This is a genomic window from Streptomyces sp. 7R007 (assembly GCF_054850255.1).
In genome coordinates, this window is record NZ_JBTWMV010000010.1 from 21,518 (window position 1) to 35,480 (window position 13,963).

Genomic DNA, 13,963 nt, shown 5'->3' on the forward strand with positions numbered 1-13,963 from the left:
TCGGTGTTCCGGTGGCGTTGGTGATTGGATGACCGAAGCTTGTGAGGAGTTCTGTCCCAACTGCCAGGGCCAGCGGGGAGTTGGGGACGCTGGAACGCCGAAACGGCGTCTGGCTAGGGGAAACGCCGTTCCCCTGGAACGCTCGACTGGGATGAGGGGGACGCGTGTCAGGGGCAACGGAGGCGTTCGCGCAGCTGCTGCGGGAGCTCAAGGAGCGCTCGGGACTCAGTTACGGGGCGCTGTCCACGCGGCTCCACATGAGTACGTCCACGCTCCACCGCTACTGCAACGGCACCGCCGTACCGAACGAGTACGCGCCCGTGGAGCGCCTCGCCAGAGCCTGCCGGGCCACGCCGGAGGAAATGGTCGAACTGCACCGGCGGTGGATCCTGGCCGACGCGGCACGACGGGCCGGCTCGGCGAAGGAGAGCGGTTCGGCGCGGGGGAGCGGTCCGGCGCAGGGCAGCGGCCCGGCGCAGGGCAGCGGCCCGGCGCAGGGCAGCGGTCCAGCGCAGGGCAGCGGTTCGCCGCAAGAGAGCGGTCCAGCGCAGGCCAGCGGTTCGCCGCAGGGCAGCGGCCCGGCGCAGGGCAGCGGTTCGCCGCAAGAGAGCGGCCCGGCGCAGGGCAGCGGTTCGCCGCAAGGGGCCGGCTCGGTGGAGGAGAGCGGCTCAGCCGGAGAAACCGGCCTCGCTCAGGCACGCGGCTCAGCCCGAGGAACCGGTCCCGCTCAGGCACGCGGCTCAGCCCGAGGAACCGGTCCCGGCGTCCCCGCCGCCGACCCCCCGGCCGCCGCCGCCACCGTGCCCGGTGCCCCGGGCCGCGACGACCTGCCTGTCGTCCTCGATCTCCCCGACACCGCCGGCCCGTCCCAGCCCCGTCGCCCCTCCCGTCGCCGTGCCGTGCTGGTCGCCTCCCTCGTCGCGGCCGCCACCCTGACCGCGGTCGCCCTCACCCTGCCCGGTTCCTTCGGCTCCGCCGACGACACGGCGCACCGGCAGCCGGACACGGTCCCGGCGTCGAGTGGCGCGGCCGGGGGCGGGAAGCCCGGCGCCGATCCCTCCGCGAGCGGCGGCAAGGGGCGTAAGCCGTCCGCATCCGCCTCCGCCCCGGCTTCCGCCTCTCCCGCCGCCACCGCCACCGGCTCCGGCTCCGGCACCGGCGGGCAGGAGGGCGCGCGTCAGCAGCCTGCGGGCACCGGCTCCGCCGCCGCCGTTCCCCTCACCGTCGACGTCCGCCCTTACGTCTACGACACTCCGTGCAGCCAGTACTTCCTCGTCGACAGCGAGCCGGGGCAGGTCGGGCCGCCGGCGGGCGAGCAGGACGCCACGCGCTGGGCCGCCGCCTACGGGGCCGTCTCCTCGGGCGAGCAGCGGGTCGCGCTCACCGTGCAGGGCACCGGTCAGGACACCGTCGTGCTACAAGCGCTGCACCTGCGCGTCCTGTCCAAGGGGGCGCCGCTCGGCTGGAACGAGTACGCGATGGGGTCCGGCTGCGGCGGCGGTGTCGAGACCAGGTCGTTCGACGCCGATCTGGACAGCGGCAGTCCCACGCTCACCGTCAGGAACGGGCAGCGCGACTTCCCGTACAAGGTGAGCGAGTCGGACCCGGAGGTCTACTACGTCACCGTCCACACCAAGGCCCACGACGTCCGCTGGGACCTCACCCTGGACTGGTCCAGCGGCAGCCGGCACGGCACGGTGCACATCGACAACGGCGGCACCCCGTTCCGCACGTGTGCCAAGGTCGGCGGCACCAGTTACAACTACCCGCCGGGCGGCGGCGAGTGGATCAAGAGTGTGAGCTGACACGCCGGTTCGGCGGGAGCGGACCGGCCCTGCCGCCGCACGCCGTCGGCACCGACGGCCCGCCCCGCGGAATCTCGGCGTCCTCGACCGGGAACGGGCGGTGGACGGCCGTTTGGGAATCTGTCACGGCGAAGCCATATGTGCTTGCCTGGCGGCGTTAGGGTTGGCGTACGTCCTCGAAACGAAGGTGTCATGCCCGCTGAGAACGCCCCCGTCGCCGGGAACCTCGACGACGACGACTACCCCGCCTACACCATGGGACGGGCCGCCGACGTGCTCGGCACCACCCCCGCCTTCCTGCGGGCCCTCGGCGAGGCCGAGCTGATCACGCCGTTGCGCTCGGACGGCGGCCACCGCCGGTACTCGCGCCGCCAGTTGCGCGTCGCCGCCCGCGCCCGTGAGCTCGTCGACCAGGGCACGCCCGTCGAGGCCGCCTGCCGCATCGTCTCGCTGGAGGACCGGCTGGAGGACGTCCTGCGCCAGAACCGGGACCTGAGCCGCAGGCTCGGCGAGCGCGGGGGCGAATAGCTGGTCCCGCCGGTGCAGAAATAGGTGCGGCCGCGGGAGGAGAATTGCCCGGCGGTCCGAAAACTCATGAGGTCTTCCGGTCCGGCCTGTGTTAGCGTGATAGCAGTTGCAGTTTTGGTTGCCAGAGATTTCATTCTTTGCAGAGCTTTCCGGATCTTTCCGGAGGGGTGATCATCGCGGCGACTCGGATCCGTAAAGTGCGGATTCCGGCACTGCCCCCTTAGGGAGATTCAATATGGCATCTGGCACCGTGAAGTGGTTCAACGCGGAAAAGGGCTTCGGCTTCATCGAGCAGGACGGCGGCGGCGCTGACGTGTTCGCCCACTACTCGAACATCGCCACCAGCGGCTTCCGCGAGCTTCAGGAAGGCCAGAAGGTTACCTTCGACGTCACGCAGGGCCAGAAGGGCCCGCAGGCCGAGAACATCGTTCCCGCCTGACGCTGACGCGCCGCGTCCCACGCGACCGGGGCCCGCACTTTCGGGTGCGGGCCCCGATTCGTATGCATTTCCACGTCGGCCCGCGTCACCAGACGTCACGCCCAGTCGACCCACGTCAGGCTCATTCTTGCGAATCCCGGTGCGGGTCCTCACCGCCTCCCGGTATTCCTCGATACGTGCCGCATCGAGGAAGGTTCCGCTTGAACCGCGAAGGCCGCACGACCGACGGTCCCCCGCCCCTGCACCGCAGGAAACCCCCGCGCCGCAACGCCCGCTCCCGTCCGGCCGACAGCGCACACGGCGGCCGTAAGACCCGCCCCGCCGGCCCCCGCGAGGAGATCGCGCCGCCGGCCCCCGCCACCCCGGCACTGCCGTCCGCCGAGGCGTTCACCGACCTCGACCTGCCCCAGCCCGTCCTGGACGCGCTGCGCACCGAGGGCGTGCGCGTGCCGTTCCCGATCCAGGCGGCGACCCTGCCGAACTCGCTGGCCGGGCGGGACGTCCTGGGCCGCGGACGCACCGGCTCCGGCAAGACCCTCGCCTTCGGGCTCGCCCTGCTGGCCCGCACCGCGGGACGACGGGCCGAGCCCGGGCGGCCGTCGGCCCTCGTGCTGGTCCCCACCCGCGAGCTCGCCCAGCAGGTCACCGACGCCCTCACCCCCTACGCCCGGGCACTGCGCCTGCGGCTGGCCACCGTGGTCGGCGGGCTGTCGATCGGCCGGCAGGCGAGCGCGCTGCGCGGCGGGGTCGAGGTCGTCGTCGCGACCCCGGGCCGGCTCAAGGACCTCATCGACCGGGGCGACTGCCGTCTGGACCGGGTCGCCGTCACCGTCCTCGACGAGGCCGACCAGATGGCCGACATGGGCTTCCTGCCGCAGGTCACCGCGCTGCTGGACCAGGTGCGCCCGGACGGGCAGCGGATGCTGTTCTCGGCCACCCTGGACCACAACGTCGACCGGCTGGTGCGCACGTACCTGCACGACCCCGTGGTCCACTCGGTCGACCCGGCCGCCGGCGCGGTCACCACGATGGAGCACCACGTGCTGCACGTCGAGGACGAGGACAAGCACGCCACCGCGGCCGAGATCGCCGCCCGCGACGGCCGGGTGATCATGTTCATCGACACCAAGCACGCGGCGGACCGGCTGGCGAAGAAGCTGCTGGCGGTCGGGGTGCGCGCGGCCTCGCTGCACGGCGGCAAGTCCCAGTCCCAGCGCACCCGGACCCTGACGCAGTTCAAGGAGGGCCACGTCACGGCCCTGGTCGCCACCAACGTCGCCGCCCGCGGCATCCACGTCGAGGACCTCGACCTGGTCGTCAACGTCGATCCGCCCGCCGACCACAAGGACTACCTGCACCGCGGCGGCCGTACCGCACGCGCCGGGGCGTCCGGCACCGTCGTCACCCTCGTGCTGCCCCACCAGCGCCGCGCGATGGCCCGCCTGCTGGCCGACGCCGGCGTCACCGCCCGCACCGTGCGCACCCGCTCGGGCGAGGCCGAACTGACCCGCATCACCGGAGCCCGGCCGCCTTCCGGCACCCCGGTCGTCCTCACCGTCGCGGCCACCGCCGACGCCGCCCCCACCGGGCGTCCACGCCCCGCCGGCCGCCGACGCGGCGGACGGTCGAACAGGAGAAGCCGTTGACGTCCGACCCCTCCCCCTGGTCCCCGCCAGCCGACGTGGCCTTCGGCACCGGTCTGACCGCCAAGGACGCCATGGACGCCCCGGGGCTCCAGGCCGACGACCACATGGCGGTCGACGTGGCGCTGTCCGTGCTCATCGGCGCCCGCGTCCCGCACCTGCTGCTGCGGGACGAGGACGGCCGGTGCGCCGGCCTGGTCACCCGCGCCCAGCTCACCGCCCACCGGGGTGCCTCGTGGTACCGCGACCGGGCCCGGCTGCGGGACATCCCCTACGACCGGGGGCCGTTCACCTCGTCCGCGGCCGCTCTCGGCGACGCGGAGGCCGCCATGCGGACCCGGGCGCTGGAGGTGTCCCCCGTGGTCGACGAGCACGGCTACGCCCTGGGCGTGCTCGCCCTGCTGCCCTGACCCCTGACCGCCCGCGCGGCGCCGGGTCCCCTCCGGCGTTCCGCTCCCCACCCCCGTGGAGGCACCATGCGTTGCGTCATCGCCCGTTACCCGTTCGACTTCACCAAGTTCGAGGTGGAGCAGTCGATGCGAGGCGTCACGGCCGAGCCCGTCACCGGCGTGTCCGTGACCATCGGCCGCCGCACCTACCCGGTCATGCAGGTCGGTGAGGTGATCACCCGGCAGGACCGCCGCGACTTCACCGTCGGCGAGGTCCGCAGGGCGCTGACCCGGCTCGGCTTCACCTGCCACGATGCCCCGCCCGCCACGCCCGCGGAACAGCCCGCGCCCTGGCAGTCGACGGCCGTCGACTGGAGCTGACCGCTCCTTCCTCGTCACCGGCCCGAGCCGGGTGACGTCCCTGAACGCGCCGGACCGGTCAGCGCGCCGGAGTCAGCCTGCCGCCGCCCCGCAGGGCGTACGTAGGGCCGTCCAGCGCGCTGTTGGCGCTCAGTGCGGTGTCGTATGTCACCGTGTGACCGTTGCCGGTGATGTCGGTGACCGTGTCGCCGGAGATGCCGTCGGAGTCCGAGAAGGCGGTGAGGACGGCCGCGACGGGGAGGGCGGTGCGTGAGCGGAGGTGGGTCACGGCAGGGGCCTCTTGCGTGCTCGGGGACGCGAAGTGCCGCGACTCTGCCGGCCGAGGCTGTCCCTGCCGCTGTCAACTCCCTTTGATTGCCCTGGAGTTGGGTGTGGCCGACACCAGCGGGGGCAGTCCCAGGCGGCCTCGGGTGGCGAGCAGCAGGATCAGGGCAGCCGCCGCCGAGGCGAGCAGGAAGGCATGCGTGGTGTCGGCGAGGGAGAGCGAGGGGAACAGGTCCGGCCAGGCCAGGGAGAAGAAGTTGTTGACGCCGGTGTGCAGCAGCATCACCAGCGGCATGCTCTCGCCGGAGCGGTTGAACACCCAGGTCATGACGGTGCTGAAGGCGAGGGTCGTGGCCATGAACTCCAGCGGCCGGGCCGGGTCCACGTGCGGTCCGCCGCCCCACTCGGTCAGGAACAGCGGCAGGTGCCAGGCGCCCCACAGCACGCCGACCACGAGCGTCGCGGTCGGCGGCCCGTAGCGGCGCTGCATCCGCGGCATCGCGAACTCCCGCCAGCCCGGCTCCTCCGCGAGCCCCGTGGTGACCATCTGCAGCAGCAGGCCCGGCAGATACGCGGCCAGCACCGCGGCGGACGGCGCTGCCGGACCCCGGCCGGCCAGCACCGCCGAGGTGAGCGTCAGGGTCGCGGGCACCGACACCAGGACGACGGCGTACCAGCGCCAGCCGACCCGGAACCGGGTCATCCGGCGACGCCAGGCGCGCAGTCCGGCGCGGCCCTCGGTGACGCCGGTGACCAGGAGCGCGGCGGTGATCGGACCGAGGTAGGCGCCGGGCAGCACGCCCAGCAGCTGGCTGCTGCCGCCGGCCCCGGGGAAGGCGAAGTGCCAGACGCCGAGGCCGTTGCGGGAGAGCACGTACGGCGTCCAGGCCAGCCAGCTCAGCGCGAACGCCAGCGTGAAGAACCAGGTCAGGGGGCGCCGGCGGATGCCGTCACGCAGGGGGTGGGAAGCGGGGTCGAGTGGCGTCTCGACGGTGGTGGTCGTCACCGCGGTGTCCCTTCGGCGGGGGCTGGTGTGATGCCTCCAGCACACCAGCGCCGCGCCCGCCGATCATTGCCGTGCGCGCCCCGAACCGCGGTACAGCAGGCTGTACTCACGCCTTCCTGCGGGCGTCCTCCAGGTAGTGCAGGACGGCCGCCACCCGCCGGTCCACCTGGTCGGTGGGGGCCAGGTCGAGCTTGGCGAAGATGCTGCGGATGTGCTTGTGGACGGCGCCGTCGGTGACGACGAGGCGTTCGGCGATGGCGCTGTTGCCGAGGCCCTCGGCCATCAGGGCGAGGACGTCCCGCTCGCGTGGGCTGAGGCGTTCGAGGCGGGTGTCCTGGCGGGAGCGGGTGAAGAGCTGGGCGACGACCTCGGGGTCGATGGCGGTGCCGCCGGCGGCCACCCGGTGCAGCGCGTCGAGGAACTCCTCGACCCGGCCGACGCGTTCCTTCAGCAGATAGCCGAGCCCGCTCACCCCGCCGGTGAGCAGTTCGGTCGCGAAGGACTGCTCGACGTAGGCGGACAGCACGAGGACGGCGAGGCCGGGGTGCCGGCGCCGGGCCTCGACGGCGGCGCGCACGCCCTCGTCGGTGTGCGTGGGCGGCATCCGTACGTCGAGGACGGCCACGTCGGGTTCGTGCGCGTCGATGGCGGCCAGCACCTCCTCGGCCGTGCCGGTCCTGGCCACCACGTCGAGGCCCTCCGCGCCCAGCAGCAGCGCGAGCCCCTCGCGCAGCAACGGGTCGTCCTCGGCCATCACGATCCGCATATCGGCAACTCGCTCGCTGGAGAAGGTGGTTCAGCGCCCGCAGGGCAGGTCCACGTCCAGGGTCGTGGGGCCGCCGGGCGGGCTGGTCACGCGGAGCGTACCGTCGTGCGCGGCCACGCGGCGGCGGATGCCGGTCAGTCCGGAGCCGCCGTTCTCGTCGGCGCCGCCCCGCCCGTCGTCCTCGATGGTCACCAGCAGCCGGCCGCCGCGGGAGCGCACGGTCACCGCGGCCCGGGAGGCACCGCTGTGCTTGGCGATGTTGGTCAGGGCCTCGGCGACGACGAAGTAGGCGGTGGCCTCCACGGAGGCGGCGCACCGCTCGGGTGCCTCGACGTCGGTGCGGCACGGCACGGCGCACTCCGCGGCCAGCCCGGCCAGGGCGCCGGCCAGACCGCGGTCGGAGAGCACCGGCGGCAGGATGCTGCGCGAGACCGAGCGCAGTTCGGCCAGGGCCTGTTCGGCGGCGGACTGGGCGCGTTCGAGGATCTCGTCGGCGCGGGCCGGGTCGCGGGCCACCTGGCGGCGGGCGGCGCCGAGCAGCACGGTGACGGTCACCAGCCGGTTCTGCGTGCCATCGTGCAACGACCGTTCGATACGCCGCAGTTCGGCGGCGTGGGCGTCCAGCGCGGCGGCCCGGGTGGCGGTCAGCTCCGCGACGCGCAGCGAGAGGTCGGTGCCGGGACCGGCCGCGAGCAGCAGGCGCCCGGGGCGGGCCTGGAGCCGTGCCATGCCGGGACCCAGCCCGAGGATGATCGCGATCCAGGCGACGCCGAGCAGGCTCACCGAGAGCGCCTCGGGCCATGAGCGGGCGGTGCCGAACCCGAGGGACGTGCTGGTCGCGTCGGCCGGTGCGAACGGCCACAGCAGCGGGAAGACGCTGTCGCGGACGGCGGCCACCGGCAGGAAGACGCCGAGCAGCCCCAGGAGCAGCCCGAGCGTGCCGTGCCGCAGCAGCCAGCGCAGCTCACGGCGGGTGGTGGCGTCGGCGAGGGCGAGCCGCAGCCGGGTGGGCGGTGGGTCCGGCGCGAGGACCTCGGGGCCCCGCCGGGAGAGCCGCTCCCGCTCCCGGCCGGCCAGCGCGTGCAGGGCGCGCACGGCGAGGGGCGCGGCGAGCAGGCCGGCGCCCAGCGGCGCGGTCACGGCGCAGACCGCCAGCAGCACCAGCAGGCCCAGCGCCAGGACGGCCGTGACGAGCCCGCCGACGAGCTCCCCGAGCGCCGCGCCGGCCGCGCGCAGGGCCCGTACGGCGATGCGCCGGAAGCCGTCGGGGTCGGTTCGGCTCACTGTCCGGGTCGTCATGCGCCCTCCGCTCGTGTCGGCGCGAACGACCTTACGGCCGGGGGAGGCCGCGGCGCAGTACAGCCTGCTGTACCTCGAATCGGGCGGCAGGCGGGATCGGCCGCGGGGGCCCGTGATCCCTAGCGTCGATGCACGTCAGCCCCGATCGTCCAAGGAGCCCCGGATGACGAACACCCCCTCCGCGTCCTCCCCCGTCAGCCGCGCCGACCTCGTGCGCGTCCTGCTCTGGCTGCTGCTGGTGGTCAGCGCGGTCGCCAACATGGCGGCCTCGTACGCCGGTTCCGGCCTCGGCGTGCACCTGGCGTGCGGCGCGGTCACCGCGCTGAGCGCGGCCGTCCTCGTCGTACGGCGGCTGCGGGGCCGTCGATGAGCGTCACCACGCTCGCGGTGCGCGCCCCGGCCATCGCGCTGAGTCACCTCACCAAGACCTACCCCGGGGGTGTACGGGCCCTGGACGACGTGTCCCTCACGGTCGCTCCCGGCACCTTCCTCGCCGTGATGGGGCCCTCGGGGTCGGGCAAAAGCACGCTGATGCACTGCGCCGCGGGGCTGGACACGCCGACCTCGGGCAGCGTCCGGATCGACGGCCGGGAGATCGCCGGGCTGAACGAGACCCGCCGGACCGAACTGCGCCGCGACCGCGTGGGGTTCGTCTTCCAGGCGTACAACCTGATCCCCTCGCTCAGCGTCGAGGACAACATCACGCTGCCGCTGCGGCTGGCGGGCCGCCGGCCCGACCGGGACTGGGTGGCGGGGCTGGTCGAACGGGTCGGGCTGGCCGGCCGGCTCGACCGGCGGCCCGCCGAGCTCTCCGGCGGGCAGCAGCAACGGGCGGCCGTCGTGCGGGCGTTGGCGGCGAAACCGGCCGTCGTGTTCGCCGACGAGCCGACCGGCGCGCTGGACCTGCGCAGCGCGCACGAGGTGCTGGAGCTGCTGCGCGGCCTGGTCGACGACCTGGGCCAGACCGTCGTCATGGTCACCCACGACCCCGCCGCCGCCTCCCGCGCCCACCGTGCCCTGGTGATGGCCGACGGCTCGGTCGTCGACGCCCTGGACGCCCCGACGGCACCGCAACTGGCGGAGCGGCTCGCCGTGTTGGGCGAGCGCTAGGCGCGGCGGACGCCGGCCCCCGTCAAGCCCGTCAGATCCGACAGATCCGACTGATCCGACAGAGAGGTCCCGGACCATGTTCCAGCTCGCCGTGCGTATGGCCGTCCACCGGATCACCGCGCTGCTCGCCGTGGTGTGCGCGGTGCTGGGGGGCGCGGCGCTGATCACCGCCACGGGGGTGCTGGCCGAGTCGGGGCTGCGTTCGACGGTGCCGCCGGGGCGGCTCGGCGGCGCGGACGTCGTCGTGGCCGCCGACCAGGAGTACCACCCGGGCGGTGATCTGCCCCTCGCCCTGCCCGAGCGCGCCCGCGTCCCCGCCCGGCTCGTCGGCCGGCTGGCCGGACTGCCGGGCGTGACCGCGGCGGTCGGGGACATCGGCTTCCCGGCGGCGCTGGTCGGCAGCGGCGGCCGCGTCCTGCCGACGGCCGACGACCCCGCGGCGGCCGGGCACGGCTGGTCCTCGACGGAGCTGCTGGCCCACCCGCGGGTGACGGGCCGGGCGCCGGCCGGGCCGGACGAGGTCGGCGTACCGTCCGGGACGGGCCTGGAGCCGGGTGACCGGGTCGAGGTCGTCGCGAACGGCCGCCCCGCCGCCCGCTACCGCGTCTCCGCCGTGGTCGACGCGCCGGGCGCCGGCGTCTACTTCGCCAACGCCACCGCCGTACGCCTGGCCGGTCGCGGCACGGACACGGTCGACCTGGTGGGCCTGCGGACCGCGCCCGGCGCCGAGCGGTGGGTCGCCGAGGCGGTGCGCAGCCGGGTGGCCGGAACCGGGCTGCGGGTGCGCACCGGCGCCGGGGTCGGGGAGTCGGTCTCGCCCGGCGTGGGTTCGGCCCGCGCGCTGCTGGTGCTGCTCGCCGGTTCGCTCTCCGGGATCGTGCTGCTGATCACCGGGTTCGTCACGGCGGGCGCGCTGGGCGTGTCGATCGCCGGGCAGCGCCGGGAGCTGGCACTGATGCGGGCGGTCGGCGCGACCCCGAAGCAGATCCGCCGGCTGGCCGCCGCGCAGTCCTCGGCCGTCGCCACCGTGGCCGTCGTACCCGGCGTGGCGCTCGGCTACCCGCTGGCCGGGCGGTTCCGCGAGCTGCTCGCCGACCGGGGCGTCCTGCCGCCCGAACTGCCGCTGACCGTCGGCCCGTTGCCCGCGCTGGCCACACTGGCGCTGCTCGCGGTGGTGGTGCAGGTGTCGGCCCGGTGCGCGGCCTGGCGGACCTCGCGGATGCCCGCCACCGAGGCGGTCGCCGAGTCACGCAGCGAACCGCGCCGGCCCTCGCCCGCCCGCACGCACGCCGGGCTGCTGCTGATGGCCGCCGCGAGCGTGCTGGGCGCGGTGCCCCTGTTCTCCCGCACGGTGCTCGGCGCCTCGGCGACCTCCATCGCCGGCATCCTCGCCGCGATCGGCCTCGCCCTGTCCGGCCCGGCGCTGGTGCGGTACGCCGGTGCGGCGGCCGTGCGCCGGCTGCGGCCCGGGGCCGCCGCACCGACCTGGCTGGCGCTGGCGAACGTACGGGCGTACGCGCTGCGGATCGCGGGCGTGGTCAGCCCGCTGGCCATGGCGGTCGTGTTCGTGCTGACGTACGCCCTCGCGCAGACCACCGTGCTGGCCGCCACCGCGCACGACACCCGCGCCGGCACCCTCGCCCGGTACCGGCTGAGCGCGCCGGCCCTGGGCGGGCTGCCCACGGACACGCGGGCGGCCGTGCGGGAGGTGCCGGGAGTGCGGGCGGTCGCGCCGGCCGGCACCACCACGGTGGTGTGGTCCTACCGGCAGTTCGGCGACACCGAGACCGAGGCCGACACCGCGATGATCCTCACCCCGGCCGCCACGGGCGTGCTCGACCCGGCGGTGCGGGAGGGCGGCCTGGACCGGCTGTCCGGGGACACGGTCGCCGTCAGCGGCGAGGTGGCGCGGACCCGGGACGCCGGGCTCGGGCACCGGGTGCGGCTGGTGCTCGGGGACGGCACGCGGGTCGAGGCCCGGGTGGTCGCCGTCTACGACCGCGGGCTCGGCTTCGGCCCGGTCGTCCTCTCCGCCGACCTGGCCGCCGGCCACACCACCTCGGCCCTGGACCAGAGCCTGCTGGTCCGCACGGACGGGACGGCGGCCACCGCGCACCGGCTGGCCGGACTGGCCGCCGCGCGCCCCGGTCTGACCCTGCGGGACGCCGGAGCGGCCGCCGGCCGGGGCACCCCGCCCGAGGTGTGGATCAACCTCGCCACCATCGTCGTCCTGCTCGGCTACCTGCTGCTCAGCATCGCCAACAAGCTGGTCGCCGCCACCGCCCAGCGCCGCACCGAGATCGCCGCGCTGCGCCTGGTCGGTACGACACCCCGCCAGATCCGCGCGATGATGCGCCGCGAGGCCGCGCTGGTCGCCGTCGCCGCGCTCACCGCGGGCCTGGTGCTCGCCGCCCTCCCCCTCGCCCTGCTGGGCCAGGGCTTCCTCGGCCACCCCTGGCCGGCGGGCCCCCTCTGGTTGCTGCCCGCCCTCGCGGTGACCGTGGCGGCGACGTCCTTCCTGACCGTCGAACTGCCCACCCGGCGGGCCCTGAGCACACCGCCCGCCGACGCGCTGCGGGCCTGCTGAGCGCGCCCGGCACGCGGTTCGCGTGCCGTCAGAGGGGCCGTGCCGCCCGTACGTAGGACAGCCAGGGCCGCACGTCCCCGGTCCCGCTCACCTCGAAGCCGGCGTCCGCGACGAGGGTGTCGAGCAGGTCGACGCGGTGGTGGGCCATGGCGTGGCACGTGGCGCCGTGCACCAGCAGACGGCCGAGCCGGTTCCTCGGCGGGCGGAACTCCGCGACCAGCAGCCGCCCGCCGGGACGCAGCACCCGGTACATCTCGCGCAGCGCCGCGGGGCGCAGTTCCTCCGGCAGGTGATGCAGCATCAGGCTGGTGACGACGGTGTCGAAGGAGGCGTCCGGCAGGTCGAGGGACTCGGCGGTGCCCTCCTGGTAGATGCAGGGGGCGCTGCCGGGGCGCGGCGCGCGGCGGCGGGCGTAGTCCAGGACCGGCCCCGAGGGGTCGACGCCGGTCACCGTGCCGTCCGGGCCGACGCGGGCGGCCATGTGCCGGGTCAGGTAGCCGGTGCCGCAGCCGACGTCCAGGACGCGGTCGCCCGGTGCGGCGCCGCTGAGCTCGGCGAGGCGGGTGAAGGCGCGGTGGCGGCGGCCGGCGAAGCAGACGTCGCCGAAGAGTTCGTAGGCGCGTGGGGTCGTGATGGTCACGCCGGGGGTGTCCGGGTGCGACCCGCCCTGCATGAGACGTCCGAGGGACATGGGCCCTCCTCCATAACTTAGTCGTGACTAAGTACCTGTCCCTAACTTAGTCGCGACTAAGAACCGTGGCAAGGGCGGCATAGGATGGGCGACGTGACCGAGTCCCGCCCGCGCACCCGCACCCGCCTGCCCGCCGCCGAACGGCGGGCGTCGATCCTGGCCGCGGCGACCGAGGTCTTCTCCGAGACCGGCTACCAGCGCGGCAAGGTCTCCGACATCGCCCGCCGGGTGGGAGTGACCGAACCGGTCGTCTTCCAGAACTTCGGCTCCAAGTCCGCGCTGTACCGCGCCGCCCTCGACCACGCCACCGACGCCGTCTCCGGGCTGCTGCACCGGGCCGCCGACGCCGGCCGGCCGGTGCCCGAGGTGCTGGCCGAGTTCCTCGACCCGGCCCACATGGACCGCTTCCACCGGCCCGGGGCGCACGGCTTCCTGTTCGCCGACGCCACCGCTCTGGCCCACGACCCGGAGCTCGGCGAGGCGCTGCGCCAGGTCCACCGGCACTTCGCGGACGCCCTCGCCGACCTGCTGCGGCGCGGCCAGGCGAGCGGTGACGTGCGCGCCGACGTCGAGCCGGGGACGGCGGCCTGGTGGCTGGTGTCGCTGCTCGCGGGCCGGGGGTTCCGCGCGGCCGTCGTACCGGACCGGGACGCGGTGGAGGCGGAGCTGACGCGGATGGCCCTGCGGGCGCTGCTGCCGGACGGAACGGCACCGGTTTCCTGACGGCGCGGGCGCGCGCGGCGGAGGGGGCATGCGGAGGGGGCATGACGAACCCCCGGGGCGTGGGCCCGGGGTGGTGGCGGCGACGGTGGCCGGTCCGGCACGGCCGGTCCGGCACCTGCGCGCGGCGGGTCCGGCCGTGCCGGGGTGAGAGGCGGCGGCCCGGCTCAGTCGCCGGCCGCGCCGGCGTCGCGCCGTCGACGGCGGAACGCGGCCAGGCTGGCCGCGACGATCAGGTGGGTGGTGGAGGAGACACCGGTGGCGGCGAGCGAGGCACCGCCCGCGACGAGTCCGGTGCCGGTACCGCTGAGGTAGTTCACGATCGTGTTCCTTGC

16 protein-coding genes are annotated in these 13,963 nt (G+C 74.9%); 10 read left to right on the forward strand and 6 right to left on the reverse strand.

Annotated elements, in window-relative coordinates; genetic code table 11:
- Positions 1–164 precede the first annotated feature (164 nt).
- The 6 genes from ACYF6T_RS15425 (at position 165) to ACYF6T_RS15450 (ending at position 5,185) form a co-directional block, all read left to right on the forward strand.
- The gene (locus ACYF6T_RS15425; protein WP_461696730.1) at positions 165–1,805 is read left to right on the forward strand and encodes a helix-turn-helix domain-containing protein; all 1,641 of its coding nucleotides are present in this window, start codon (positions 165–167) and stop codon (positions 1,803–1,805) included.
- A 192-nt stretch (positions 1,806–1,997) separates the two neighbouring features.
- Positions 1,998–2,333: a MerR family transcriptional regulator gene (locus ACYF6T_RS15430; RefSeq protein WP_461696732.1), complete on the forward strand. Its 336-nt coding sequence runs from the start codon at positions 1,998–2,000 to the stop codon at positions 2,331–2,333.
- Positions 2,334–2,568: 235 nt separating this feature from the next.
- Positions 2,569–2,772, forward strand: coding sequence for a cold-shock protein (locus tag ACYF6T_RS15435; RefSeq protein ID WP_007383480.1), 204 nt, complete (start codon positions 2,569–2,571; stop codon positions 2,770–2,772).
- A 200-nt stretch (positions 2,773–2,972) separates the two neighbouring features.
- A complete protein-coding gene (locus ACYF6T_RS15440; protein ID WP_461696738.1) occupies positions 2,973–4,418 on the forward strand; it encodes a DEAD/DEAH box helicase in 1,446 nt (481 codons plus the stop codon).
- Between the two features lie 71 nt (positions 4,419–4,489).
- The gene (locus ACYF6T_RS15445; protein WP_461697107.1) at positions 4,490–4,825 is read left to right on the forward strand and encodes a CBS domain-containing protein; all 336 of its coding nucleotides are present in this window, start codon (positions 4,490–4,492) and stop codon (positions 4,823–4,825) included.
- A gap of 66 nt (positions 4,826–4,891) precedes the next feature.
- On the forward strand, positions 4,892–5,185 hold the full coding sequence (locus ACYF6T_RS15450) for an SCO5918 family protein (protein WP_461696739.1): 294 nt from the start codon (positions 4,892–4,894) through the stop codon (positions 5,183–5,185).
- Between the two features lie 58 nt (positions 5,186–5,243).
- Here ACYF6T_RS15450 and ACYF6T_RS15455 read toward each other — a convergent pair whose 3' ends face one another.
- The 4 genes from ACYF6T_RS15455 to ACYF6T_RS15470 form a co-directional block, all read right to left on the reverse strand.
- A complete protein-coding gene (locus ACYF6T_RS15455; protein WP_461696741.1) occupies positions 5,244–5,453 on the reverse strand; it encodes a hypothetical protein in 210 nt (69 codons plus the stop codon).
- A 72-nt stretch (positions 5,454–5,525) separates the two neighbouring features.
- Positions 5,526–6,455 (reverse strand): CPBP family intramembrane glutamic endopeptidase, encoded by a 930-nt coding sequence (locus ACYF6T_RS15460; RefSeq protein ID WP_461696742.1) that lies wholly within the window; start codon positions 6,453–6,455, stop codon positions 5,526–5,528.
- 106 nt (positions 6,456–6,561) lie between these two features.
- The gene (locus ACYF6T_RS15465) at positions 6,562–7,221 is read right to left on the reverse strand and encodes a response regulator (RefSeq protein ID WP_461696744.1); all 660 of its coding nucleotides are present in this window, start codon (positions 7,219–7,221) and stop codon (positions 6,562–6,564) included.
- Between the two features lie 30 nt (positions 7,222–7,251).
- Positions 7,252–8,520 carry a sensor histidine kinase gene (locus ACYF6T_RS15470; RefSeq protein WP_461696745.1) on the reverse strand — a complete coding sequence of 423 codons (1,269 nt, stop codon included), beginning with the start codon at positions 8,518–8,520 and terminating at the stop codon, positions 7,252–7,254.
- Between the two features lie 163 nt (positions 8,521–8,683).
- On the opposite strand from ACYF6T_RS15470, the gene ACYF6T_RS15475 reads away from it, so the two are divergent.
- The 3 genes from ACYF6T_RS15475 (at position 8,684) to ACYF6T_RS15485 (ending at position 12,217) form a co-directional block, all read left to right on the forward strand.
- On the forward strand, positions 8,684–8,890 hold the full coding sequence (locus ACYF6T_RS15475) for a hypothetical protein (protein WP_461696747.1): 207 nt from the start codon (positions 8,684–8,686) through the stop codon (positions 8,888–8,890).
- Positions 8,887–9,630, forward strand: coding sequence for an ABC transporter ATP-binding protein (locus ACYF6T_RS15480; protein ID WP_461696748.1), 744 nt, complete (start codon positions 8,887–8,889; stop codon positions 9,628–9,630). The genes ACYF6T_RS15475 and ACYF6T_RS15480 overlap by 4 nt, the downstream gene beginning before the upstream one ends.
- A 76-nt stretch (positions 9,631–9,706) precedes the next feature.
- On the forward strand, positions 9,707–12,217 hold the full coding sequence (locus ACYF6T_RS15485; RefSeq protein WP_461696749.1) for an FtsX-like permease family protein: 2,511 nt from the start codon (positions 9,707–9,709) through the stop codon (positions 12,215–12,217).
- Between the two features lie 28 nt (positions 12,218–12,245).
- Here the strand turns inward: ACYF6T_RS15485 and ACYF6T_RS15490 are convergent, their stop codons facing one another.
- Positions 12,246–12,908: a class I SAM-dependent methyltransferase gene (locus ACYF6T_RS15490; protein ID WP_461696751.1), complete on the reverse strand. Its 663-nt coding sequence runs from the start codon at positions 12,906–12,908 to the stop codon at positions 12,246–12,248.
- A gap of 93 nt (positions 12,909–13,001) precedes the next feature.
- On the opposite strand from ACYF6T_RS15490, the gene ACYF6T_RS15495 reads away from it, so the two are divergent.
- Complete coding sequence (locus ACYF6T_RS15495) at positions 13,002–13,631, forward strand: TetR family transcriptional regulator (RefSeq protein ID WP_461696752.1); 630 nt, start codon at positions 13,002–13,004, stop codon at positions 13,629–13,631.
- A 164-nt stretch (positions 13,632–13,795) separates the two neighbouring features.
- Here the strand turns inward: ACYF6T_RS15495 and ACYF6T_RS15500 are convergent, their stop codons facing one another.
- Positions 13,796–13,948 (reverse strand): hypothetical protein, encoded by a 153-nt coding sequence (locus ACYF6T_RS15500; RefSeq protein ID WP_461696754.1) that lies wholly within the window; start codon positions 13,946–13,948, stop codon positions 13,796–13,798.
- Positions 13,949–13,963 lie beyond the last annotated feature (15 nt).

Bases quoted from the DNA above. Each gene is read 5' to 3' on its own strand.
- ACYF6T_RS15430 (WP_461696732.1), top strand. From the start codon at position 1,998: ATGCCCGCTGAGAACGCCCCCGTCGCCGGGAACCTCGACGACGACGAC.
- ACYF6T_RS15435 (WP_007383480.1), top strand. From the start codon at position 2,569: ATGGCATCTGGCACCGTGAAGTGGTTCAACGCGGAAAAGGGCTTCGGC.
- ACYF6T_RS15445 (WP_461697107.1), top strand. From the start codon at position 4,490: ATGGACGCCCCGGGGCTCCAGGCCGACGACCACATGGCGGTCGACGTG.
- ACYF6T_RS15450 (WP_461696739.1), top strand. From the start codon at position 4,892: ATGCGTTGCGTCATCGCCCGTTACCCGTTCGACTTCACCAAGTTCGAG.
- ACYF6T_RS15465 (WP_461696744.1), bottom strand. From the start codon at position 7,221: ATGCGGATCGTGATGGCCGAGGACGACCCGTTGCTGCGCGAGGGGCTC.
- ACYF6T_RS15470 (WP_461696745.1), bottom strand. From the start codon at position 8,520: ATGACGACCCGGACAGTGAGCCGAACCGACCCCGACGGCTTCCGGCGC.
- ACYF6T_RS15475 (WP_461696747.1), top strand. From the start codon at position 8,684: ATGACGAACACCCCCTCCGCGTCCTCCCCCGTCAGCCGCGCCGACCTC.
- ACYF6T_RS15480 (WP_461696748.1), top strand. From the start codon at position 8,887: ATGAGCGTCACCACGCTCGCGGTGCGCGCCCCGGCCATCGCGCTGAGT.
- ACYF6T_RS15485 (WP_461696749.1), top strand. From the start codon at position 9,707: ATGTTCCAGCTCGCCGTGCGTATGGCCGTCCACCGGATCACCGCGCTG.
- ACYF6T_RS15490 (WP_461696751.1), bottom strand. From the start codon at position 12,908: ATGTCCCTCGGACGTCTCATGCAGGGCGGGTCGCACCCGGACACCCCC.